This is a genomic window from Brevibacterium sp. Z349TD_9 (genome assembly GCF_056173565.1).
Window position 1 is genome coordinate 3,849,598 of record NZ_CM149680.1, and the last position, 21,380, is coordinate 3,870,977.

The 21,380-nt window shown below is 67.8% G+C and carries 24 protein-coding genes; 9 read left to right on the forward strand and 15 right to left on the reverse strand.

Translation table 11 applies throughout. From position 1 onward, the window contains the following. Window positions 1-12: 12 nt before the first annotated feature. From AC0VYB_RS17710 to AC0VYB_RS17720, 3 genes are read right to left on the reverse strand one after another with little or no spacing between them, the layout of a single operon-like run. Window positions 13-459 carry a hypothetical protein gene (locus AC0VYB_RS17710; protein ID WP_063250364.1) on the reverse strand — a complete coding sequence of 149 codons (447 nt, stop codon included), beginning with the start codon at window positions 457-459 and terminating at the stop codon, window positions 13-15. 20 nt (window positions 460-479) lie between these two features. After that, window positions 480-1,271, reverse strand: coding sequence for an SDR family NAD(P)-dependent oxidoreductase (locus AC0VYB_RS17715; protein ID WP_063250365.1), 792 nt, complete (start codon window positions 1,269-1,271; stop codon window positions 480-482). After that, window positions 1,268-1,996, reverse strand: a complete 729-nt coding sequence (locus tag AC0VYB_RS17720; RefSeq protein WP_063250366.1) for a type 1 glutamine amidotransferase domain-containing protein — start codon at window positions 1,994-1,996, stop codon at window positions 1,268-1,270. The genes AC0VYB_RS17715 and AC0VYB_RS17720 overlap by 4 nt, the downstream gene beginning before the upstream one ends. Before the next feature lie 94 nt (window positions 1,997-2,090). Here AC0VYB_RS17720 and AC0VYB_RS17725 point away from each other — a divergent pair, with 94 nt between their 5' ends. From AC0VYB_RS17725 to AC0VYB_RS17740, 4 genes are all read left to right on the forward strand, one after another. Beyond that, window positions 2,091-2,660 (forward strand): TetR/AcrR family transcriptional regulator, encoded by a 570-nt coding sequence (locus tag AC0VYB_RS17725; RefSeq protein ID WP_063250367.1) that lies wholly within the window; start codon window positions 2,091-2,093, stop codon window positions 2,658-2,660. A gap of 154 nt (window positions 2,661-2,814) precedes the next feature. Continuing rightward, on the forward strand, window positions 2,815-3,723 hold the full coding sequence (locus AC0VYB_RS17730; protein ID WP_063250368.1) for an acetoacetate decarboxylase family protein: 909 nt from the start codon (window positions 2,815-2,817) through the stop codon (window positions 3,721-3,723). Window positions 3,724-3,753: 30 nt separating this feature from the next. Next, window positions 3,754-5,334, forward strand: a complete 1,581-nt coding sequence (locus AC0VYB_RS17735; protein ID WP_259788458.1) for a succinic semialdehyde dehydrogenase — start codon at window positions 3,754-3,756, stop codon at window positions 5,332-5,334. A 2-nt stretch (window positions 5,335-5,336) separates the two neighbouring features. Continuing rightward, window positions 5,337-6,275 carry an NAD-dependent epimerase/dehydratase family protein gene (locus AC0VYB_RS17740; RefSeq protein ID WP_259788462.1) on the forward strand — a complete coding sequence of 313 codons (939 nt, stop codon included), beginning with the start codon at window positions 5,337-5,339 and terminating at the stop codon, window positions 6,273-6,275. On the opposite strand, the gene AC0VYB_RS17745 is transcribed toward AC0VYB_RS17740, so the two are convergent. The 5 genes from AC0VYB_RS17745 to AC0VYB_RS17765 all read right to left on the reverse strand — a co-directional run bounded on the left by AC0VYB_RS17745 (window position 6,247) and on the right by AC0VYB_RS17765 (window position 12,310). Beyond that, window positions 6,247-7,242 (reverse strand): LysR family transcriptional regulator, encoded by a 996-nt coding sequence (locus tag AC0VYB_RS17745; protein WP_259801251.1) that lies wholly within the window; start codon window positions 7,240-7,242, stop codon window positions 6,247-6,249. The genes AC0VYB_RS17740 and AC0VYB_RS17745 overlap by 29 nt on opposite strands. Before the next feature lie 73 nt (window positions 7,243-7,315). Further along, window positions 7,316-8,653, reverse strand: coding sequence for a replicative DNA helicase (gene dnaB / locus AC0VYB_RS17750; RefSeq protein ID WP_009376829.1), 1,338 nt, complete (start codon window positions 8,651-8,653; stop codon window positions 7,316-7,318). 164 nt (window positions 8,654-8,817) lie between these two features. After that, a complete protein-coding gene (locus AC0VYB_RS17755) occupies window positions 8,818-10,194 on the reverse strand; it encodes an FtsX-like permease family protein (protein ID WP_259788474.1) in 1,377 nt (458 codons plus the stop codon). A 26-nt stretch (window positions 10,195-10,220) separates the two neighbouring features. Beyond that, window positions 10,221-11,576: an FtsX-like permease family protein gene (locus tag AC0VYB_RS17760; protein WP_313450680.1), complete on the reverse strand. Its 1,356-nt coding sequence runs from the start codon at window positions 11,574-11,576 to the stop codon at window positions 10,221-10,223. 8 nt (window positions 11,577-11,584) lie between these two features. Then, complete coding sequence (locus AC0VYB_RS17765; protein ID WP_259788476.1) at window positions 11,585-12,310, reverse strand: ABC transporter ATP-binding protein; 726 nt, start codon at window positions 12,308-12,310, stop codon at window positions 11,585-11,587. 189 nt (window positions 12,311-12,499) lie between these two features. On the opposite strand from AC0VYB_RS17765, the gene AC0VYB_RS17770 reads away from it, so the two are divergent. The 3 genes from AC0VYB_RS17770 to AC0VYB_RS17780 are packed head-to-tail and all read left to right on the forward strand — an operon-like array spanning window position 12,500 to window position 14,395. After that, window positions 12,500-12,892 carry an ArsR/SmtB family transcription factor gene (locus AC0VYB_RS17770; RefSeq protein ID WP_009376837.1) on the forward strand — a complete coding sequence of 131 codons (393 nt, stop codon included), beginning with the start codon at window positions 12,500-12,502 and terminating at the stop codon, window positions 12,890-12,892. Beyond that, entirely contained in the window at window positions 12,889-13,278 is a 390-nt protein-coding gene (locus tag AC0VYB_RS17775) for a VOC family protein (RefSeq protein WP_009376839.1), read from the forward strand. The genes AC0VYB_RS17770 and AC0VYB_RS17775 overlap by 4 nt, the downstream gene beginning before the upstream one ends. Window positions 13,279-13,288: 10 nt before the next feature. After that, window positions 13,289-14,395 carry an FUSC family protein gene (locus AC0VYB_RS17780; protein ID WP_259801247.1) on the forward strand — a complete coding sequence of 369 codons (1,107 nt, stop codon included), beginning with the start codon at window positions 13,289-13,291 and terminating at the stop codon, window positions 14,393-14,395. Window positions 14,396-14,542: 147 nt separating this feature from the next. Here the strand turns inward: AC0VYB_RS17780 and AC0VYB_RS17785 are convergent, their stop codons facing one another. Continuing rightward, window positions 14,543-15,841: a DUF445 domain-containing protein gene (locus AC0VYB_RS17785; RefSeq protein ID WP_101623312.1), complete on the reverse strand. Its 1,299-nt coding sequence runs from the start codon at window positions 15,839-15,841 to the stop codon at window positions 14,543-14,545. Window positions 15,842-16,190: 349 nt separating this feature from the next. On the opposite strand from AC0VYB_RS17785, the gene AC0VYB_RS17790 reads away from it, so the two are divergent. Next, a complete protein-coding gene (locus tag AC0VYB_RS17790; protein ID WP_172706599.1) occupies window positions 16,191-16,406 on the forward strand; it encodes a hypervirulence associated TUDOR domain-containing protein in 216 nt (71 codons plus the stop codon). Then, window positions 16,403-17,005 carry a DUF488 domain-containing protein gene (locus tag AC0VYB_RS17795; protein ID WP_172706598.1) on the forward strand — a complete coding sequence of 201 codons (603 nt, stop codon included), beginning with the start codon at window positions 16,403-16,405 and terminating at the stop codon, window positions 17,003-17,005. The genes AC0VYB_RS17790 and AC0VYB_RS17795 overlap by 4 nt, the downstream gene beginning before the upstream one ends. A gap of 174 nt (window positions 17,006-17,179) precedes the next feature. On the opposite strand, the gene AC0VYB_RS17800 is transcribed toward AC0VYB_RS17795, so the two are convergent. The 6 genes from AC0VYB_RS17800 to AC0VYB_RS17825 all read right to left on the reverse strand — a co-directional run bounded on the left by AC0VYB_RS17800 (window position 17,180) and on the right by AC0VYB_RS17825 (window position 21,340). Continuing rightward, window positions 17,180-17,815 (reverse strand): DUF1345 domain-containing protein, encoded by a 636-nt coding sequence (locus AC0VYB_RS17800; protein WP_475384900.1) that lies wholly within the window; start codon window positions 17,813-17,815, stop codon window positions 17,180-17,182. Between the two features lie 246 nt (window positions 17,816-18,061). Next, the gene (rplI, locus tag AC0VYB_RS17805) at window positions 18,062-18,520 is read right to left on the reverse strand and encodes a 50S ribosomal protein L9 (RefSeq protein WP_259819735.1); all 459 of its coding nucleotides are present in this window, start codon (window positions 18,518-18,520) and stop codon (window positions 18,062-18,064) included. 16 nt (window positions 18,521-18,536) lie between these two features. Continuing rightward, on the reverse strand, window positions 18,537-18,776 hold the full coding sequence (gene rpsR / locus AC0VYB_RS17810) for a 30S ribosomal protein S18 (protein ID WP_009376853.1): 240 nt from the start codon (window positions 18,774-18,776) through the stop codon (window positions 18,537-18,539). Window positions 18,777-18,811: 35 nt separating this feature from the next. Further along, window positions 18,812-19,417, reverse strand: a complete 606-nt coding sequence (locus AC0VYB_RS17815) for a single-stranded DNA-binding protein (RefSeq protein WP_475384901.1) — start codon at window positions 19,415-19,417, stop codon at window positions 18,812-18,814. 31 nt (window positions 19,418-19,448) lie between these two features. Beyond that, window positions 19,449-19,739 carry a 30S ribosomal protein S6 gene (gene rpsF, locus AC0VYB_RS17820; RefSeq protein WP_009376857.1) on the reverse strand — a complete coding sequence of 97 codons (291 nt, stop codon included), beginning with the start codon at window positions 19,737-19,739 and terminating at the stop codon, window positions 19,449-19,451. Window positions 19,740-19,915: 176 nt separating this feature from the next. After that, complete coding sequence (locus AC0VYB_RS17825) at window positions 19,916-21,340, reverse strand: hypothetical protein (protein WP_259800807.1); 1,425 nt, start codon at window positions 21,338-21,340, stop codon at window positions 19,916-19,918. Window positions 21,341-21,380: the final 40 nt, after the last annotated feature.

Here is a 21,380-nt window from a genome sequence, read left to right on the forward strand (position 1 = left end):
CACGCGGGGTGGTCACTCCTCCTGAGCGAAGAGGTCGACGCCCTTCTCGGCGGCGAGCGCCTGGAGCTTCTCCACGTCGTCGGTCTGCACGCACACGGTCGCCCGCAGCCCCTCGTCCTCCCGCCGGAGCAGGTAGTGGGCGACGCTGTCCGTGAGCCGGGCGCCGTCGGCGTCGAAGAAGTCCCAGCGTACGCGGACCATGACGAACCCCTCGGTCAGGTGATCCTCGCCGAGGAGGTCGTATCCCACGGAGGCGAGCCCGAGCTTTCGATAGACGGGGTAGGACTGCTCGAGTCCCTGGGCCATCGCCTCCCGGGAGTCGAGGACTCCGGCGAACGTCTCGTCGACGATCATGCCGGGGATCGACCACAGCCCGGCGGCCGCCTCGGCGTCGAAATCGCTCAACGACCGCGCATAGCGGTCGAGGTATGCGGTGATCTCTGCGGTGTCGATGCTCATACGACCACCCTAAAACCAGGTCATTCGAGGGCACGACGGGCCGCGTAGAGCGCGATCCGGCGCGGCATGAGACCGGCGGCGGCGACCATCGCCCGGTTGGACAGTCCCGAGATGACCGACCGCGGCTGCGGGTGGTCGAGGGCGGAGAACGCGACGGACACGACCTTCTCCGGGGTCTCGAAGCTGATCGGCTGGGAGAAGTCGCCGCCGGCGACGGCGAAGAACTCCGTGCTCGTGGGTCCGGGACTGAGCGCGAGGACGCGGAGGCCGCTCCTGCGCGTCTCCTCGGCGATCGCCTCGGTGAGCGAGAGGACATAGGCCTTCGTCGCCCCGTACGCAGCCATGCCCGGCGTCGGTTGGTATGCCGCAGCGGAGGCGACGTTGACGAGGACGCCCCGGTCAGCACTGAGCAGTTGCGGCAGCAGCGTCCTGGTCAGGCGAGTGAGGGCGACGACGTTGAGGGCGAGCATCTCGTCGAGGCGGTGCGCATCGGTCTCGGCGAACGGGGCGGTGATGCCGAAGCCGGCGTTGTTGACGAGCGAGTCCACGGCGATTCCGTGGGTCTCGAGGTCGGAGAGGAGACCGTGCACCCCGTCGGAGGTTGCGAGGTCTTGAGTGAACACGTTCACCGTGATGCGATGCGCGGCCGTGAGTTCATCCGCGAGCGCCTCGAGCCGATCCCGGCGCCGGGCGACGAGGACGAGGTCGGCCCCACGCGCGGCGAACTGGCGAGCGAACTCGGCGCCGAGACCCGAGCTCGCGCCGGTGACGAGCGCGGTGGTGCCGCGGTGGTCGAGCGGTGCACGCCTCATCGGGCTGCTCCCGTGCCCGCCGTCTGTCCCTCGACATCGGCGAGGATGCGGTCGGCGAGCGCCTCGGCGGATGCCGGGTTCTGTCCCGTGTAGAGGCTGCCGTCGACGACGACATGGGGGCGCAGCGGCACGATGCCCTTCTCATAGTGGATGCCCGCGTCCTTGACCGCGTCCTCGAGCAGCCACTTCGCCTTCCAGGCGAACGGGTTGAGCCGTTCCTCGACATTCGACAGCCCGGTCATCGTCCGCCCCGCGAAGGCGTTCGTGCCGTCGTCGTTCGTCGCTGCGAGGACGGCGACCGGGGCGTGGCAGAGCAGGGCGAGCGGTTTGCCCGAGGCGAGTCTGCGCTTGAGCAGTTCGCCTGAGACCGGGTCGACCGCGAGGTCCTCCATCGGACCGTGGCCCCCGGGGTAGAAGACGACGTCGTAGTCGGCTTCATCGACGGAGTCGAGGGCGACCGGATGGTCGAGGACGTCCTTGATCGACTCGAGATAGTCGCGGATCTCCTGGCGCTTCTTCGGCCTGCCGCCGGCGACGCCGAGGCTGAGCTCGTCGAGGGTCGGGGCGACTCCGCCCGGGGTGGCCACGGTGATGTCCCATCCGGCCTCGGAGAAGACGCGGTAGGGTTCGGCGACCTCCTCGGCCCAGTAGCCGGTGGGGTGGACGGTGCCGTCGCGCAGCGTCCAGCCGGTGGCTGCGGTGATGACGAAGAGAACCGAGGTCATGGGAATGCCTTCCGGGCGCAGATGCCGCCGACCTCCTCGGCCGACCGGCTTGGTAAAGTTAACGGTGTCTACAACGTATGGGGGAACCACAGCAGTGTCAACGCCGACCACCGAGAAGCCACGTCACCACCACGGCAATCTCCGCGCCGCCCTCGTGGCGGCGGGGATCGAAATGCTCGAGGAAGGAGAGCCGTTCTCGCTGCGCGCCGTCGCGCGCAGGGTCGGGGTCTCGCAGGCCGCGCCCTATCGCCACTTCGGCAGCAAACAGGACATCGAGGCCGCCATGGCCGAACACGGGTTCCGCGAACTTCAAGCGGCGCTCCGCGCCGTCATCGACGCGACCGAGGCCGGGCAGGTCCCGCTCGTCGATCTCGCACTCGTCTACATCCACTTCGCCGAGGACCATCCCGCGCTCTACGCGCTCATGTTCGGCTCCGAGCTCGCCGACGACGAAGCCCGCCGTGAGGCGTGCGCGCAGGTCTTCGCGCTCATCGAGGAGGTCACAGCCAAGATCCACCCTGACCGGGACGCCCACGGAATGGCCACCGCCGGCTGGGCGCTCGCCCACGGCATGGCCACGCTCCACCTCGAGGGCACGCTGGGCCGCAATGACGACCACTTCGACGACCGCGTCCGCGCGGCCTTCGCCGCCGTCGCCGGCTGAGGCGCCGCGCCCGCACCGCGCATGTGCCCCGCCCCCGCAGCCTGAGTCCGAGATCACCACCCCAGGGGAATGATTCCCTCCATCTCGATGTTGACACCGTTAACTTCGGCTGGCTACTCTCGACCCGGGAGTACCGAAGCGAATGGGAGTGACAATGAGCATCGACCGCGATACCTCCACAACAGTGACCCTCGGCAACCGCACCGTGTCCGTCCCCGCCGGCGGACTCTTCGACCGCTACCGGATGCAGACCGACCTCGACGATGTGGCCCGCGACCCCCGGGTGGGCGGCGTGGAGTTCTTCCGGGACCAGCCCAAGGTCGAGGTGCAGTCGGCGATCGGACCGACCTTCACCCCGAACTTCTACTACGCGATGTCGAGTGCACGTCTGACGATGCTCGCTCCGACCAGCGCTCTGCGCGATCGCCTTCCCGCGCCTCTCAATCCGCTCGAGGTCGTCCCCGGCTTCGGCCTCGCCTCGCTCATCCTCTTCCGCTACGACGTCGCCGACATCGACTTCTACACCGAGGCGGCGGTGGGGATCGCGGTCAAGCCGCCCCACCACGGTCCGCTCGGGGCGATCGACCTCATCGCGGCGCTGAAGAACAACCATCTTGACTCCTACGTCCTCTCGCTGCCGGTGAATACGGAGATCGCCCAGGTCCGGGGCCACGACGGCTACGGCTTCCCGAAGTGGGTCACCGACATCGACGTCGACATCACGGCGCAGTCGGTCTCCGGACGGGTGCTCAACGACTCAGGGGGAATCGACGTCGAACTCCACGCGCCGACCCCGCGGCAGAAGCGGCATCGCTCGGGAACCGCGGTGTCCTCGCTGACGTCGTACACGCACTTCGACGGCGGCTGGCACGGAACGTTCAACCAGACGAATGCCCTGGTCTCGGGGACGACGCTGTTCCCGCGGGACATCGACCTCCACCTCGGCGAGGGACGGGTCTCCGACGATCTCCGTTCGCTGCGCACGGGTCGCACGCTCATGTTCGATGTCATGACCCACGGCCAGGCGGCACTCCACATGCCCCGGGTCATCTCCCTCGACTGACCTCCTCATACGTTCGAAAGGCAGACCATCGTGTCCACTCTCACCGCCGCCCGGCGGCTCACCCCGAGGATCACCACCGACCGGCTCGCGGCCCTGGCACGCCGCGTCGAGGTGGCCGATCCCGCCTCCACTCAGGACGTCACCAATGCGATGACCGGTGAGGTCCTCGGCACCGTGCCGCACGGCACCGAGGTCGACATCGTCACCGCAGCAGAACGCGCCCGCAGAGCCCAGCAGGCGTGGGCCGAGCGACCGATCAAGGAGCGCGCCCGCGTGCTCCTGCGCTTCCATGACCTCGTGCTCGCCCATCAGGACGAAGTCCTCGACCTCATCCAGCTCGAGAACGGCAAGGCCCGTCGGCACGCGTTCGAGGAGATCATGGATGTCGCCATCAACGCCCGCTACTATGCGCATACGGCCGAGAGGATCCTCCGGCCCAAGCGCCGGCAGGGTGTGCAGCTGGGCCTGACGAAGGTCTGGGAACTCCACCATCCGAAGGGCGTCGTCGGGGTGATCTCGCCGTGGAACTATCCGCTCACCCTCGGCATCAGCGATGCCCTCCCGGCGATCGTCGCCGGCAACGCCGTGCTCGCCAAACCGGACGCGCAGACCCCGTTCTCCGCCCTGTGGGCCGTCGAACTGCTCGAACGGGCGGGCATGCAGCCCGGCCTCGTCCAGGTCGTCACCGGTTCGGGTGCCGAGCTCGGCCGGCCGATCATCGAGAACTCCGACTTCCTCATGTTCACGGGGTCGACCGCCGTCGGTCGCACCGTCGCCGCGCAGGCCGGGGAGAACCTCATCGAGTCCTCGATGGAGCTCGGCGGGAAGAACGCCCTGCTCGTCCTCGACGATGCCGATGTCGACAGAGCCGTGTCCGGGGCGATCCGGGCGAGCTTCTCCAACACCGGTCAGCTGTGCATCTCGATGGAGCGGATCTATGTTCCCGGCGTCCTCTGGGACGAGTTCACGACGAAGTTCGCCGCCGCAGCACAGGCGATGACGCTGTCGGCCGGTCTCGACTACTCAGGGGACATGGGATCGCTCGTCTCGCAGAAGCAGCTCGACACCGTCGTCCGCCATGTCGAGGATGCGAAGGCGAAGGGAGCGACCGTCCTCGCTGGTGGGAATGCCCGCCCGGATCTCGGCCCGTACTTCTTCGAGCCGACCATCCTCACCGAGGTCGACGCGTCGATGGAGGTCTTCGCCCACGAGACCTTCGGTCCCGTCGTCAGCCTCTACCGCGTCGCCGACGAGGAGGAGGCGATCGCGAAGGCCAACGACAGCGACTACGGACTCAACTTCAGCGTGTGGACCTCGGATGAGGACCGTGGTGTCCGGGTGGCGGCCCGTCTTCAGGCGGGAACCGTCAACGTCAACGACGCCTATGCCGCCGCGTGGGGCTCCGTCGACGCTCCGATGGGAGGGATGAAGTCCTCGGGACTCGGCCGACGTCACGGGGAGCACGGCATCCTCAAGTACACGGAATCGCAGACCATCGCCGCCTCGCGACTCCTGCCCGTCGGTGCACCGGACAAGGCCGATCCCGCACGCTACGCCCGCATCGTCTCCGGCGCGCTGCGCGTGCTCAAGCACATCCCGGGAGTGAAGTGATCATGCAGACCATCCTCGGAGCCGGCGGACCCATCGCCGATGAGCTCGCCCGCGAGCTCCACCGGAACTTCACAACAGACATCCGTCTCGTCAGCCGGCGACCCAAACAGGTCAACGGCACCGATGAGCTCGTCGCCGCCGACCTCATGGACCCGGTCTCGACCGAGCGCGCCGTCGCGGGCAGTGAGATCGCCTACCTCACCGTGGGACTGCCGATGGATTCGGCGCTGTGGGAGGAGAAGTTCCCGGTGATGATGAGGAACGTCATCGACGCGTGCAAGGTCCACGGCACGAAGCTCGTCTTCTTCGACAACACGTACATGTATCCGGGCACGCCTGCCCCGCAAACCGAGTCGACGGGATTCGCGCCCGGCGGCCGGAAGGGTCGGGTGCGGGCGGAGATCGTCACGATGCTGCTCGAGGAGATGAAGGCGGGGACGATCGAGGCGCTCATCGGTCGGGCTCCGGAGTTCTACGGGCCGGGGAAGACGAAGAGCTGGTCGAACATGCTCGTCTTCGACCGGATCAGGGCGGGCAAGCGCCCGCTGGTGCCGGTGAGTGCGCGCACGAAGCGCTCGCTCATCTGGACTCCGGATGCCTCGCGGGCGCTCGCGCTCCTCGGCAACACCCCGGACGCCTACGGGCAGACGTGGCATCTGCCGATCGATGAGAACCGGCAGACCTACCGGCAGCTCATCGGAATCGCCTCGGCGGTCACCGGGCGGAGGATCGGGTACACGGTGCTGCCGCTGTGGGTGTTCAAGATCGGGAGCCGGTTCAATCCGATGCTCGCCGAGGCGGCCGAACTCCTACCCCGGTACCGCGGGGACAACGTGTTCGACACCGCGAAGTTCGCCTCCCGATTCCCGGACTTCGCCGTGACGACGTACGAGCAGGGCATCGGGGCGATCCTCACCGAGCCGGCTGATCGGGCGCACTGACGAGAGCGGCGCCGCCGGGCCCAGCACTGTCGGGCCCGGCGCTGTCGGTCTCGGCCGCTGCGTCGGAGTGTCTGCTCCGGCCGAGCAGCGCTTCCGCCTGCGAAACGGTCTCCTCCCGCAGCGCCTGAACGACGGCGGCGACCGCGGGCCGGCGCAGCGAATCCGTGCGCAGGACCATCCAGTACGGCAGGCGTTCGGAGAGCTCGCCCGGCAGCAGCCGGACGAGGTCGGGATGCCGGTCGGCCATGAAGCACGGGAGGAACCCGATGCCCGCGCCGGCGCGGGTGGCCTCGACGTGGACGAACACGTTCGTCGAGGTCACCCCGTCTTTCATCGACGGCACGAGTCGCCGGGGAGCGTCGAGGTCGTCGACGTGGAGCATCGCGTCGACGAAGTAGACGAGCTGGTGCTCCATGAGTTCGTCGACGGTGCTCGGGGTCCCGTGCTCGGTGAGGTAGTCGCGGGCGGCATACATGCCCAGCGCGTACTCCCCGAGTCGCAGCGCTTCGGCGCGGTGTGCCTGGGGTTCGCCGACGACGATCTCGATGTCGAGGCCCGACCGCTGCTGCAGCGCCTGCCTCGTCACCGTGATGATCTCGACGCTCAGCCCCGGATGAGCTTGCCGCAGCTTCGCGACCGCCGGGGAGGCGATAAAGGCGCTGAACCCGTCGGTCGCCGACATCCGCACGACCCCGGTGATCGGGTCGGGGGTCTGTCCGGATTCGCCGAGGCTGTGGACCGCGGACTCGACCTGTTCGGCGACGCGGACGGCGGAGGCTCCGAGTTCGGTGAGCTCCCAGCCCTCGGCGGAGCGGGAGAGCACGCGGCCGCCGAGTGACTTCTCGAGGGCGGCGATCCGCCGGGAGATCGTCGTGTGGTTGACCTTGAGAACCCGGGCGGCCGACGCGAACTTCCCCGACCGGGAGACCGCGAGCAGCACGAGCAGGTCGTTCGGCGTCGTGTCCATGACTGCCATCGTACAAAGCGACTCAGGCGTCGGCGGAGCCCTCGCGGTAGATCTTCGCCCGCGTGATCGCCCCCTACTGCGGCATGTTGACGAAGCGCGACTTCGCTCCCTGGAACGCCACGGCGATGTCACCGGTCGGTCCGGCACGGTGCTTGGCGACGATGATGTCGGCCTCACCGGCTCGTTCGTGCTCCTTGTCGTACATGTCCTCACGGTGGATGAGGAGGACCATGTCGGCGTCCTGCTCGATCGAACCGGATTCGCGGAGGTCGGAGATCATCGGGCGCTTGTCGGTGCGCTGCTCGCTGCCGCGGTTGAGCTGGGAGAGCGCTATGACCGGGACCTCGAGCTCCTTCGCGAGCAGCTTGAGCGAACGGGAGAACTCCGAGACCTCCTGCTGACGCGATTCGACGCGCTTGCCCGAGCTCATGAGCTGGAGGTAGTCGACGCAGACCATCTTGAGGTCGTGCTGCTGCTTGAGCCGGCGGCATTTCGCGCGGATCTCGGTGAGCGCCATGTTCGGGGAATCGTCGACGAAGAGCGGGGCATCGTTGATGCGGGCCTCGGTCGCGGCGAGGTTCGTCCAGTCGTGGGGGCTGAGCTCGCCGCGGCGCAGGGACTGCAGCGGGATCTCCGATTCGGCCGAGAGCAGGCGCATGACGAGCTCGTTCTTGCCCATCTCGAGGGAGAAGAAGACGGCGGCCTGCTTGTGGTGGATCGCCGCCGAGCGGATGAAGTCGAGGGCCAGCGTCGACTTGCCGACACCGGGGCGCGCGGCGATGACGATCATCTGCCCGGGGTGGAGGCCGTTGGTGAGCTGGTCGAACTCGGTGAACCCGGTCGGCACACCCGCGGTCTGCCCATCCGTGTCGCCGTTGCGTTCGATCTCCTGCGCCACCTCGCCGAGGATCTCGGAGAGGATGACGTAGTCCTCGGTCGTGTGCTTCTCCGTGACCCGGTAGATCTCGGCCTGCGCGTTGTTGACGACGTCATCGGTGTCGCCCTCGGCGTCATAGCCCATCTGCACGATCCGCGTGCCCGCCTCGACGAGGCGGCGCAGAACGGCGCGTTCGCGCACGATCGTCGCATAGTACGCGGCGTTCGCCGCGGTCGGCACCGAGGCGATGAGCGTGTGGAGGTAGGCGGGCCCGCCGATGCGCGAGAGGTCACCGGTCTTCGTCAGGTAGTTCGCGACCGTCACCGAGTCCGCGGGCTCACCGCGGGAGTAGAGGTCGAGGATCGCCTCGTAGATCGTCTCGTGGGCCGGACGGTAGAAGTCGTCGCCGGACATCGACTCGACGCAGTCGGCGATCGCGTCCTTCGACAGGAGCATCGCCCCGAGGACGCTCTCCTCGGCCTCGACGTCCTGCGGAGGGGTCCTCAGGCCGTCGAACTCCTGATCTGTCGTCACTCCCAAGACTTCCTCCCTCGCCGTTCCACGGCCCCGACCCGGATGCAGTGCCATCCCACTTTACCCGGGCCCGACTCGGGATCGACAGCGATCCTCGTCACCGCCTCGGCGACCGGACGAAGGGCCCGCCGAGGCGGTGCTGCGGTGGTCCTGCCAGACGTCCCTCAGACCCGGGCGCGCCCGGCAGTCGCCACCGAGGCGAGAATCGGCTTCGCGAGTTGGAGGCCGAGTCTGATGACGACGATACCGACGACCACTGACGCGAGAATCGTGAGGAACGTGACCGGCTTGAACACGAGCGCCGCACCGGCCAGGGGCAGGACGAGGAGGAGGCCGAGTCCACCGGCGAGCAGGCTCACCCAGACGACCGGGGAGAGCACGGCCCGCACGAGGGCTGCGTGCATCGTGTCGACATCCATGCCCGCGGCATAGAGGTCGGCGAACGTGTCGGCTCGGTCGTAGATGTCGGCGACCTGGTTGATGAGCGCCGAGACGGCGATGAGGACGATCGAGATGCCGAGGACGAGGAGGATGCCGGTGAACATGTCCTCGAAGAACACCCCCACCTCGGCGGGAGCATCGGTCGCGGGATCCTCGACGGTGTCCATCCCCACCTGCATGAGCGCGATGCCCGATCCGCCGACGGCCGCGACGAACGCCGTCATCGCCAGCCCGGAGACCCGGCGCCAGAACCGCTTCGGCTCGTCGGAGACGAGGCGGGCGGCGATGAGCCTGGCCGACGACGAGGCCCGGGTGCCGGCGATGTGGGCGAACCACCGCATGAGCAGCCCGCCGAGGAGGTCGACGACGATGAGCCCGAGGAGGAACACCGTGAGGATCGCAGCGATGACCACGGCGAACCCGAGCTCCGCGGACTTCGCGAGGAAGAGGCCGACCGGCAGGAGGAGGATCGCGACGGTCACGGCGATGACCCGGCCGAGCGGGAACTTCCGGTCAAGCGACTTCGTGCGCACTCCGAGCGGGGAGACCGTGACCTTCCGCAGCCCGACGAGCGCTGAGAGGACGCAGACGAGGATGAGGAAGACGACGACGCCTGCGAGCAGCAGCGGCGGCATGAGCATGTTCGCATACCCGATCGGCCGACCGAGGAAGTGGATGAGACTGACCGGCCACGCGAGCACGAGGTAGCCGCCGACGCCGAGGACGATGCCGCACACGGCGGGGACGAGGGGTTCGGCGACGGCGAGCGCGACGATCTCCGAGCGCCTGGCCCCGAGCAGGGACATCGTCGAGAGCCGCTCGTCCTGCCGCCGCGCCGAGAGCGTCGCCGAAGCCGACGCCAGGGTGCTCGCCGGGATGACGAGGAGCACCGTGGCGAAGGCGGCGAGGAACTTGTACATTCCGTCGATCCCCTCGGCCTCGGGGATCGGCGGGATCTGGAAGAACATCCACGCCCCCGCGGCGACGGTGAGGAAGAGCGTCGCGCAGGCGAAGAACGAGCTCATCACGAGCAGCGAACTCGGGGAGGTCACGGTCCTGCGACCGAGGACGACGGGGAGGATCTTCACGGGTGCCGACATGGCTGACTCCTGTTCGGGCGGTCGCCTCAGGCGGCGACCGCGGTGACGCGGCGGACGAGCGGACGAGTGAACTGCAGTCCCAGCCACACCATTGCCACTCCGCCGATGAGGACTGCGGAGACGACGCCGAGGGTCACGGGATCACCGACATCTTCGGCCTGAGCCATGACCGCCGCGAGCAGTCCGCCGAGGACGAGGGAGACGAGGGTGACGAGGATGATCGGGGACATCACCGAACGGACGGTGACTCCGTGCATCATCGACTGCGTCATGCCGGCCGCGTGGAGCTCACGGTACGTCGAGGCACGGTCGAGGATGTCCGCGGCCTGGTTGATCGTCGCGGACACGACGATGAAGACGAACGCGAATCCGAGGGTGAGGATGAGTCCGGTGAAGACGTCGTCCGCGGTGAACTGGTACGGGCCCATCTGCGCGAGCTCCTCGGCGGGCAGGGCCTCGATGTTGCCCCGCATCATCGCCGCTCCCGCTCCGCCGACGACGGCGATGAAGGTGATGAGTGCGAGACCGGCGACCCGACGCCAGTACTGCGACGGCGCATCGGCGATCATCGCCGCCGAGAGCATCGCACCGGGGCGACGGGCGATGCGGCTGCTGACCGCGGCGTGGACCCTCATGATGAGCACACCGAGGACGTTGATGACGAGGAGGGCGACGCCGATCGTGACGATGCTCGCGATCGCTGTCGTCAGCTGACGCTGTCCCTCCTGCTGGGAGAAGACGAGGGCGGAGACCATGACGACGGCGAGGACGGCGACGGTGATGATGCGCACGATCGGGAACTTCCGCGCCAGCGAGCGGGTGCGCACACCGAGCGGGGAGACGATGACCTTGCGCAGCCCGAGAAGAGCGGCGAGGAGACACACGAGGAGGAGCCCGACGACGACCGCAGCGAGCAGCCAGACCGGCATGAGCAGCGCAGAGTATCCGAGCGGAACACCGGTGAAGACGATGAAGCTGAGGGGGTAGGCGAGGACCAGGTAGCCGACGATGCCGGCGAGGATGCCCGCGGCAGCGGGGATGAAGGGTTCGGCGACGGCCACGAGGCGCACCGTGCCCTTCGAGGCACCGAGGAGCGAGAGCATCGAGAGGCGCTCGTCCTGACGGCGGGCACTGAGCTTCGCTGAGGCGACGCCGGGGCTGACGGCGGGGACGATGAGGAAGACCGTGGCGAGGACGGCGAGCATGCGGTAGAGCTCAGCCACCTCGGCGTAGCGGTCGACCTCGGGACGGTCGTTGAACGCCCAGGCGCCGGCGGCGACGGTGAGGAACAGGGTCGAGCAGGCGAAGAACGCGATCGCGACGAGGCGGGCCGTCGTCGAGGTGAACGTCTGCTTCGAGAGGACGAGTGGGAGGACATTCATGGTCGGCATCACCCGTTGTTCGTCGCGTACTGCGCGGCGGAGTCGGAGACGATGCGGCCGTCGGCGAGGCGCACGACGCGCGAGCAGCGGGCGGCGACGTTCTCGTCATGGGTGACGACGACGAGGGTCGAACCGCGTCCGGTCGTCGAGGCGAGGAGTTCGGAGAGGACCTCGGAGGAGGTGCGGGAGTCGAGGGCTCCGGTCGGTTCGTCGGCGAAGGTGACGACGGGCTGAGTGACCTGGGAGCGGGCGATGGCCACACGCTGGGCCTGGCCGCCGGAGAGCTGACCGATGCGCTTGCCCAGGTGTTCGCCGAGGCCGAGGCGCTGCAGCCAGGCACGGGCGTGCTTCGTGGCCTCGGTTCGGTTCATGCCGGCGAGCATCGCGGCGAGCGCGACATTGTCCTCGGCGGTGAGCTCAGGCAGGAGGAGTCCCTGCTGGAAGACGAAGCCGAAGACCTCGCGGCGCAGCGCGGTGCGGCCGGACTCCTTGAGGCCGGTGATGTCCGCGGCGGCGCTGCGATCGGTGGGCAGCAGGCGGATCGAGCCCTCATCGGGGCGGATGATTCCGGCGAGGCAGTGGAGCAGGGTCGTCTTGCCGGACCCCGAGGGTCCCATGATGGCCAGGGACTCGCCGAGGCCGATGTCGAGGCCGACTCCGGCGAGGGCGTAGGTCTGGTTGTAGTGCTTGACGACATTGGAGGCGGTGATGATCGCGGGCATGTGTGTGTTCATATCTCCATGGTTTCGTCGATCGTTCTCAGCGGCCATGCAGTCCTCCCACTGCTCGCGGTAGGAAAACCCGACTCTCCTGGTGGGGGAACTGCGGGGACTGTGACCTGGGACAACAGATCGGCCTGATTCGACACCTTCAGTGACCTCAGACCATTGACAGGCAAGTGATCACTTGCCTATGGTGGCGGGGTGACGGACCTCTTCAAGGCGATCGCCGACCCGACGAGGCGGACGATCCTCGACGAGCTCGCCGAGCGCGACGACCAGACCCTGTTCGAGATCTGCTCGCGCCTGGCGAACAGGCACGGGCTCGGCCTGTCCCGGCAGGCGGTGTCACAGCACCTCGAGGTCCTCGAATCCGCCGGCCTCGTCGTCACCAGGAGGGAGGGGCGCTACAAGTTCCACCGGCTCGATCCCGAACCGCTCCGGACAGCGTTCGACCGGTGGACCGGAGGGCAGCAGGCGGCAGCGCAGTCCGACGGCACCGCCCGCCCAGCACAGAACAGCCCAGCACCGGACCGCCCAGCACCAGCCACCCCAACCCAAGGCACCGCAGACCCCAGAGAAGGAGACCCATCATGAAGGCACAGTGGATCAGTATCCCTGTCGAGGACCAGGCCCGCGCGCTCGAGTTCTACACCGACAAGCTCGGCTTCGTCCTCAAGCACGACGTCCCCGTCGGTGAGGCGCGCTGGCTCACGGTCGTCTCACCCGAGGCGCCCGACGGCGTCGAGGTCGTCCTCGAGCCGATGGGGCACCCCGCGGCCCGCGAGTACACCTCGGCGCTCAAAGCCGACGGGATCCCGATCAACCAGTTCGCCGTCGACGACGTCGCCGCGGAGTACGAGCGGCTGACCGGCCTCGGCGTATCATTCACCCAGAAGCCCCTCGAGATGGGGCCGATCACCACCGCCGTGCTCGACGACACGGTGGGCAATCTCGTCCAGCTCATCCACCAGGAGGAATGACCGCGCCCCGGTGCGTCCGCCGACCACCTGGCGGGTGGCGGTCGGCACCACAGCCATGAAGAGGATCATCGACTATCTGCGGGGCACCCTGCGCCTCGAGCCCGGCGATGACGACCGGGGGGCACCGATCCGGGTCGGCCTCGGCGTCGCGATCCCCTCGCTCGTCCTCCTCATCCTCGGGTATGAGCAGTTCATCATCTACGCGGTCTTCGGTGCCTTCTGCGGCATGTACGGCCGCGGCGAGCCGCACCAGCTGCGACTCATCCACCAGCTCCAGGCAGCCGTGCTCCTCCTCTCCGGAGTCGTCATCGGCGTCATGCTCGCGACGATGGACACACCCGTGTGGGGGCTCATCGGCATCGAGGCGTTCTTCGCCGCGGTCGGGTCGATCATCGCCGACCGCGCGCGGATGCGCCCGGGAGGACCGTTCTACGCCATCTTCGCCCTCGGCGCCTGTGCCTCGGTCGAACCGCTGGCCCCACCGTGGGTGTCGATCGGCATCAGCGTCCTCGCGGCGGCCTTCGCGATCGCCATCGGCTTCCTCGGATGGTTCCGCACCCGCACCTGGCGGCCAGGCTCCCGGCGGGCGATCACCCCGCTGCGCAGCCCGCATGCTCCGCGCATGGTCAGGCACGCTGCCACGTATGCGGTGGCGGTCGCCTCGGCGGGGATCCTCGGCACGCTCATCGGACTCGATCACGCGTACTGGGCAATGGCCTCGGCGGCCGTGCCGCTGGCCGCGGCCGAGCTTCCCGGCCGTATCTCCCGCGGCGTCCACCGGGTCCTCGGGACGTTCTCGGGACTCATCCTCACCGCGCTCATCCTCTGGCCGGACCCCTCACCGGTGTGGCTGGCGATCCCGGTCATCCTCCTCCAGTTCCCGACCGAGTACCTGATGATGCGCAACTACGGGTTCGCGCTCACGTTCTTCACCCCGATGATCCTCCTCATGACCCAGCTCGCGCACCCGATCCCACGCTCGACGCTCATCATCGACCGCGGGATCGAGACACTGCTCGGGGCGGTCGTCGGCATCGCCGTCGTCCTCGTCGTCGGGTACTTCGGCAGGCGTCGCAGCGCTCAGTCGCGCACGGACGACGGCCTCGCCGAGGCGTGAGCCGGGTTCCGCACTCATCGCACCTCGGCTCGTGCCGGGTCACCGCCCGCGGCCTCGGGCGGATGGGCAGACCGTCGATCGTGAGTTCCGTGCGCATGGCGGCATCGGTCCTCTCACCGGACGATGCGGTCGGTGATGACGCCGGTCTCAGGTCGGGAGGAGGACGATGACCGTGTGGAGGGCGAGGCCGACGAGTGCGCCGATGACGGTGCCGTTGATGCGGATGTACTGGAGGTCGCGGCCGACGTAGAGCTCGATGCGGTCGGCGGCCTCCTTCGCGTCCCAGCGTTCGATCGTGTCCGAGATGACGCTGGCGATCTCGGGGCCGAAGCTCTCGGCGAGGTCGCCGGCGGTCGTCGCGACGCGGTCGTCGATCCTCTCCGCGAACGCGGTGTCGGTCTGGAGGCGCTCGGCGAATTCGCCGATGAGATCGGCGATGCGGTCGCGGACCTCACCGTCGGGTTCGATGATCGCCTCGCGCAGGAGCTGCTTGAGGGAGGTCCAGATCTCGAGGACCGAGTCGACGACCCCGTCCTGGGTGAGGAGGTCGTTGATGATGTCCTCGGCCTTCTCGGCGAGCGGCGTGTCGGTCGAGAGGTCGGTGGAGAGGTCGACGAGCCACGCGTCGAGGGCCTGGCGGGCCTTGTGGTACGGGTTGTCGCGGACGTCGACGAGCCAGCCGAGGATCTCGCGCTGGAGACGGCTGGCGAGCTGATCGTTGACGAAGTCGGGCACCCAGGACGGGGCGCGGTTGTGGACGATCTCGTCGATGACCTGCGGATTGTCGCTCAACCAGGTGTACGCCTCGGCGATGACGAGGTCGACGAGCTTGTGGTGGGCACCGTCGAGGACGATCTGGCGCAGCAGCTGGCCGAGCACCGGTGACTTCTTCGTCGCGACCAGACGCGGGATGATGACGTTGCGGGTGAGCGCCGCGATCTGCTCGTCGTCGATGCGGTCGAGGACGTACTCGAGTCCGCCGGCGGCCCGGTCGACGACGAGGTCGCGGTTGGCGGACCTGCTCAGCCATTCCCCGGCGCGCCGTGAGACTCCCAGCGACCGGATCTTCGTCGACACCGCCTCGGCGTGGAGGAAGTTCGTCGCAACGAACGCGGAGAGACTCGCCCCCAGGGCGTCCTTCTTCCGGGGGATGATTGCGGTGTGCGGGATCGGCAGGCCGAGTGGGTGGCGGAAGAGTGCGGTCACGGCGAACCAGTCGGCGATCGCACCGATCATCGCGGCCTCGGAGCCGCGGGCGATGAAGCCCCAGACGCCCGAGAGGTCGGTGAAGAGGTTCGTCGAGAGGAAGATGAGGGTCGCGAGGATGAGCAGGGAAAGGGCGAGCCGACGCATCTTCCGCAGGCCCCGCGCTCGTTCCCGATCCTCCGGTGTGAGTTCGCTCGGCCCGCCGAAGCGCGGCATCGGCTCGGTTCTCTCGATCGTCATCTCTACCCCCTGGGCACCGACTCTAGCGAACACCGACTCTAGCGAACTATGGGCCGGGTTCCGTGCCGACCGGCTGGGTCGGACCTGGGAACCTCGAGCGTGCGTGCCGTGATCAGGGTCCCCGCCGTCCCGAGCACCCACGGACCACGCGCTGCGGAAGCGGCTTCGACAACAGTCGCCTTGTCGAGGAGAGTACCGTAGTCGTATGGACGGCGCCCTCTCAGTCAGAGTGGTTGACTCAGTCCGCAGGGGATACGCGCGGAACTCAGCATACGGGGAGCACGCCGATGGTCGGGCACCGCATCGACATGAGCAGAGCCAGGTACGCATTCGAGTGAAAGGGCAGGTCATGGCACACGAATTCTCCGTCGGCGATCACGTGGGGTGGAACTCCGAGGCCGGTGAGGTCTCCGGGCACATCATCCGGGTCCACACCGCGGACTTCGATTACAAGGGGCACACGCACCGGGCGACGCCGGACGATCCCCAGTACGCGATCAAGAGCGACAAGACCGATCACATCGCCGCCCACAAGGGCAGCGCACTCCACCTCATCGACGGATGAGCGACTCCGCGCCGGAACCGGATGGGCCCGCATCGGGTGAGCCCGAAGCCCCCGCACCCGCACCGGGCGGACCCGACTTCCTCACGATCGGCCATTCGAACCGGCCCCTCGAGGAGTTCCTCGACCTTCTCCACGAGAATCACGCCGAGGTGGTCGTCGACGTCCGCAAGCTGCCCGGATCGAAGGCGAACCCGCAGTTCAACGCCGATGTCCTCGCCGAGGCGCTTGCGGATCAGGACATCGAGCTGCGTCGTCTCGACGGACTGACCGGACGGCGGAATGTCAGCGACGACGTGCCCTTCGACGTCAACGCATGGTGGGAGAACCGCAGCTTCCACAACTACGCCGACCATGCCCTCGGCGTAGAGTTCGCCACCGACATCGACGTCTTGCTCGGCTGGGGCGATGAGCGGCGGTGTGCCGTTATGTGCTCGGAGGCCGTGTGGTGGCGCTGTCATCGGCGCATCATCGCCGACTACCTCCTCGCCCGTGACCGTCCCGTCCGTCATGTGCTCGGAAGGAATCAGACCGCCGAGGCGGTGCTCAGCTCAGGTGCCGTCGTCGCCGACGACCGGACCATCACCTACCCGAAGCGCTGATTGCGCTCACTAAGTCTTCGTCCTACCCTCGGCAGTCTTCCCGAGGAGAATCGAGTCCGAAATCGGGCCCGGATTCGCATCGGATCCTCCTCCGGAACAGCCGACAACCCCGTCTGCGGTGTCGTCTACACGCACGACCGCACCCGCAGCGCAACTCCCTGCGCCCCGCCGCCCTCAGTTCGAGAAGACCCCGACGACGAGGTTGATGGCCGTGGCGAGGATGACCGCGTTGAAGACGTAGGACAGCAGACTGTGGCGCAGCACGACGGCGCGGATCTGCGTGTCGGAGACGCTCGTGTCCGTGACGCCGAAGGTCATGCCGACCGCGTAGCCGAAGTAGAGGAAGTCCTTGTAGTTGGGCACCCGATCGGAGTTGAAGTCGATGCCGCCAGGGGTCCCGTCGCCGAAGTACATGTAGGCGTAGCGGGCGCTGTAGAGGATCTGCAGGCCGGCCCAGGACATGAAGACGCCGAGGAGGGCGATCGCAGCTTCCCAGTTACCGGCCTGGGAGCCGCCGACGATCTGGAGGAGGATGATGCCGCCGAGTCCGCAGAGCTGGGCGATCGTGATGACGACCTCGTCAAGGACGGGATTGAAGTCCTCCCGGCTCGCGTTCGACTTCGTCTCCTCGGAGGACATCGGCCACAGGGCGGCGGTGCCCACGAGCACGAAGAACGTCGCCGCCGCCGCAATGCCGACGAGGAACCCATCGCCGGTGGTGGTCAGGAGACCGACGATGCCGCCGATGATGAGACCGACGATGATGGACGCGACGAGCCGTCCGGTGGCGCTGATCATGAGCTTCTTCATTGGGTCACGTCTCCAATCGACCGGGGCGGGAGTTCCGACAATCGAGGTTTTCGACAACACTCTGCCACACCCGGAGCCGATCTGGCCGTTTCCTGCCACGTGAATGCACGACCGCCGGGTGCCCACGATGGGCACCCGGCGGTCGTGGTCTCGGCGGCCGGTCCCGGAGGACCGAGCAGCTCACAGACCCGGGGGACCGACCAGCCTACGATCCCGCAGGACCGTCAGCCGATCAGGCTGCGGCGATCAGGCCTTGCCGATGACGTCGAACTTGGCGTTCGCGGTGATCGTGTCGTTGACGCGCACGACAGCGGTGTAGCTGCCGGAGGTCTTGACGTGACCGGTGAGCGCGACCTGACGACGATCGAAGTCGTGTCCGGTCGCGGTCTGCAGCGCCTCGGCGACGAGCGCCGGGGTGACGGCGCCGAAGAGGCGACCGTTCTTGCCGGCCTTGAGCTCGATGCGAGCCCTCGTCGACTCGAGCTGGTCCTTGACGCGGACGGCTTCGTCGTGGTCGGCGATCTGCTTGGCCTGACGGGCCTTGCGCAGCGCGAGGATCTGCTTCTCCGCGCCCTCGGTCCACGGGGTGGCCCAGCCGCGGGGGACGAGCAGGTTGCGCGCGTAGCCGGCGCGAACCTCGACGATGTCACCGGCGGCCCCGAGGCCGTCGACTTCCTGAGTGAGAATCACTTTGCGATTCGGCATAACTGTTCTCCTCCGATCAGCGAGCAGAGCTCGAGTAGGGCAGGAGTGCCATCTCGCGGGCGTTCTTGACGGCCTTCGCGATGACGCGCTGTTCCTGCACGGTCACGCCGGTGACGCGTCGTGCACGGATTTTGCCACGGTCAGAAATGAACTTGCGGAGCGTAGCGGTGTCCTTGTAGTTGATGTTGGCCGCTTCGCCCTTCTTGAGCGGATTCGCCTTCTTCTTGATAGGCTTCCGGATCTCTGGCTTTGCCATGAGTCTCTCCTGTATGAGAAATGTCTAAAACGTGGTCAGAACGGCGGTTCGTCGGCGCCGGGATTGCCCCAGCCGCCGTTGTCGTTCTGGGGAGAAGATGATGCCCACGGGTCGTTGTTCGGACCGTTGTTCCCCTGGCTGTAGCCGCCCTGGCGCTGTCCACCCTGCTGCGGGTTGTTGCCCCATCCCGACGACTGCTGCTGGTAGCCGCCCTGCTGGCCGCCACCCTGGTAGCCGCCGGAGTTGCCGCCACCGCCGGAGAAGCCTCCGCCGCCGCGTTCGTTCTTCGAGACCTGAGCGGTCGCGCGTCGCAGGCTGGGGCCGACTTCGTCGACGTCCAGCTCCATGACCGTGCGCTTCTCGCCTTCCTTGGTTTCGAACGAGCGCGACTTCAGTCGGCCCTGCACGATGACCCGGGTACCCCGCTGCAGCGATTCGGCGACGTTCTCTCCCATCTCACGCCAGACCGAGCAGCGCAGGAACAGGGTCTCCCCGTCCTTGAACTCGTTCGACTGACGGTCGAAGATACGCGGCGTCGAGGCCACGGTGAAGTTCGTGACTGCAGCACCGTTGGGTGTGAAGCGCAGTTCGGGATCGCTTGTCAGGTTCCCGACGACCGTGATGACTGTTTCGCCTGCCATTGAATGCTCCTCAAACGGGGTAGCGTGACGCTTACTTGGCGTCCGGGCGGAGGATCTTGGTCCGCAGCACCGACTCGTTGAGTCCGAGCTGACGATCGAGTTCCTTGGTCGTGGCCGGCTCCGCGTGGAAGTCCACCACGACGTAGTAGCCCTCGGACTTCTTCTGGATCTCGTAGGCGAAGCGCCGACGTCCCCAGATGTCCACGTTGTCGACGGTTCCGTTCTCTGCCGGGACAACCTTGATCAGGTTGTTCACGGTGTCAGCCAACGTCCGCTCTTCGAGGTCGCTGTCGAGAATGAGCATGAGCTCGTAATGACGCATGTGTCACCCACCTCCTCTGGTCTTCACGGCCATGGTCGGTCCATGGCAGGAGGGTAAATGCGTGCCCGTTCCGTCCTCCGCGACGTCCGCGAAATGGGAACAGACCTCACTATTCTACGGGACCGCGCCTCCGGCTGTCATGTCGGAATCCCGTGCCCTTGGCCACGGGGGCAGGGTCATTCCCTCGCCGAGGCGGTGCCCGAGTCCCCGTGTCCGCCTGAGTCTCCCGCGGCAACCGTCCCGGCACCGCCGCCGGCCGCTCCGTCATTCCCGCCGGCCGCGACGTCGGCGCGGGGGCCCGCGGTCTCGGGATCGGCATCGCCGGTGGCCGGCTCTGCCGTCCGGATCCGCGGGCGCAGCCGTCCGCGCACCCGACGCCGGTAGAGGTTCTCCCCGGCGAAGACGACGACGATGATGAGGGCGAAGAGCCGCAGGAGGGAGAAGAGGGCGATGAAGGAGGGTTCGAGGCCCTTGCTCGGATCGATGCCGGTGACGTCGCCGAGTTGGATCGCGACGGCGAAGACCGCCTCGGCGAGGGCCCAGGCGATGAGCACCCACCACCGGGAAACGGCGAGGGCGAGGAAGGGGAGGATCCACAGCGAATCCCACGGCATGAGGGCGGGGGCGAGGACGAGGCACGAGCCGATGAGCAGACACGAGGTGACGGCCGGGTCGAGGCCGTGTCCACGCACCATGAACAGGGCGACGAGGACGCCCGCCACAAGGATCCCGCTCGCGACGATCCACACCGTCGCCCACGTCCCGGCGTCACCGATGCGGGCCATGACGAGGATCGAGGCGAACGAACCGCCGTCGACGGCGTCCGAGAGCCACTGCGTGATCCGGCGGATCGTGGTGCCGTCGGCGACGAGGATGATCGCCGAGGCGATCGTCGCGGTTGCGATCATCATCTGCGGGTTGCGGCGCTCGAGCCGGCCCGGCGGGTAGAGCCCCGAGAGCGTGAGGGCGGCGAGGACGAGGAGAGCGAGCGGATTCTCGAACGCGGCGATCGCGAGCAGGATCCCCGCCAGCCACGGTCGCGGAGTCACCGGAGCCGGAGCGACGACGAGGACGACGGCCCAGAGACTGAGCGCGAGCGCGAGAGGGTCGAGCGTCGATCCGAGGGTGAAGAGGATGACGGGTGAGGCGAAGACGGCGACGAGCCATGCCCGCCGGCGGGCGAGGAGGAGAAGGGCGACGCCGAGGGCGGCAATGCCGATGACGTTGAGGAGGAGGACGAAGGCCATGAACACCGAGACGTCATCGGTGATGAGGCGGAAGACGTCGACGAGCACGCCGTCGAGAACGGAGAGTCCCGAGGCTCCGCCGCGAGCGCGGCCCACCGCCTCGGGATTGAACTGCCCGAGGAACGCCGTCGACAGGGGGCCCGCGCACATCCTCGCCGAGGCGCTCGGCCGCTCGTAGCCCGAGCTCAGACACGGCCCCTGGAGAGCGAGAGCGAGGAACGTCGTGATCCCGAGGATCCCCGCGAGGACGAAGGCCTGCCCGCGCAGGTACACGGCCGATGCGGAACCGCGGTGAATGCCGTCCGGACCGCCGAGCAGGGGCTCGGCGATCCGGGTGGCTGGAGTCGAAGGCATATTCAGAGGTTACCGGTCATCGGACGATGACCGGCCCCCG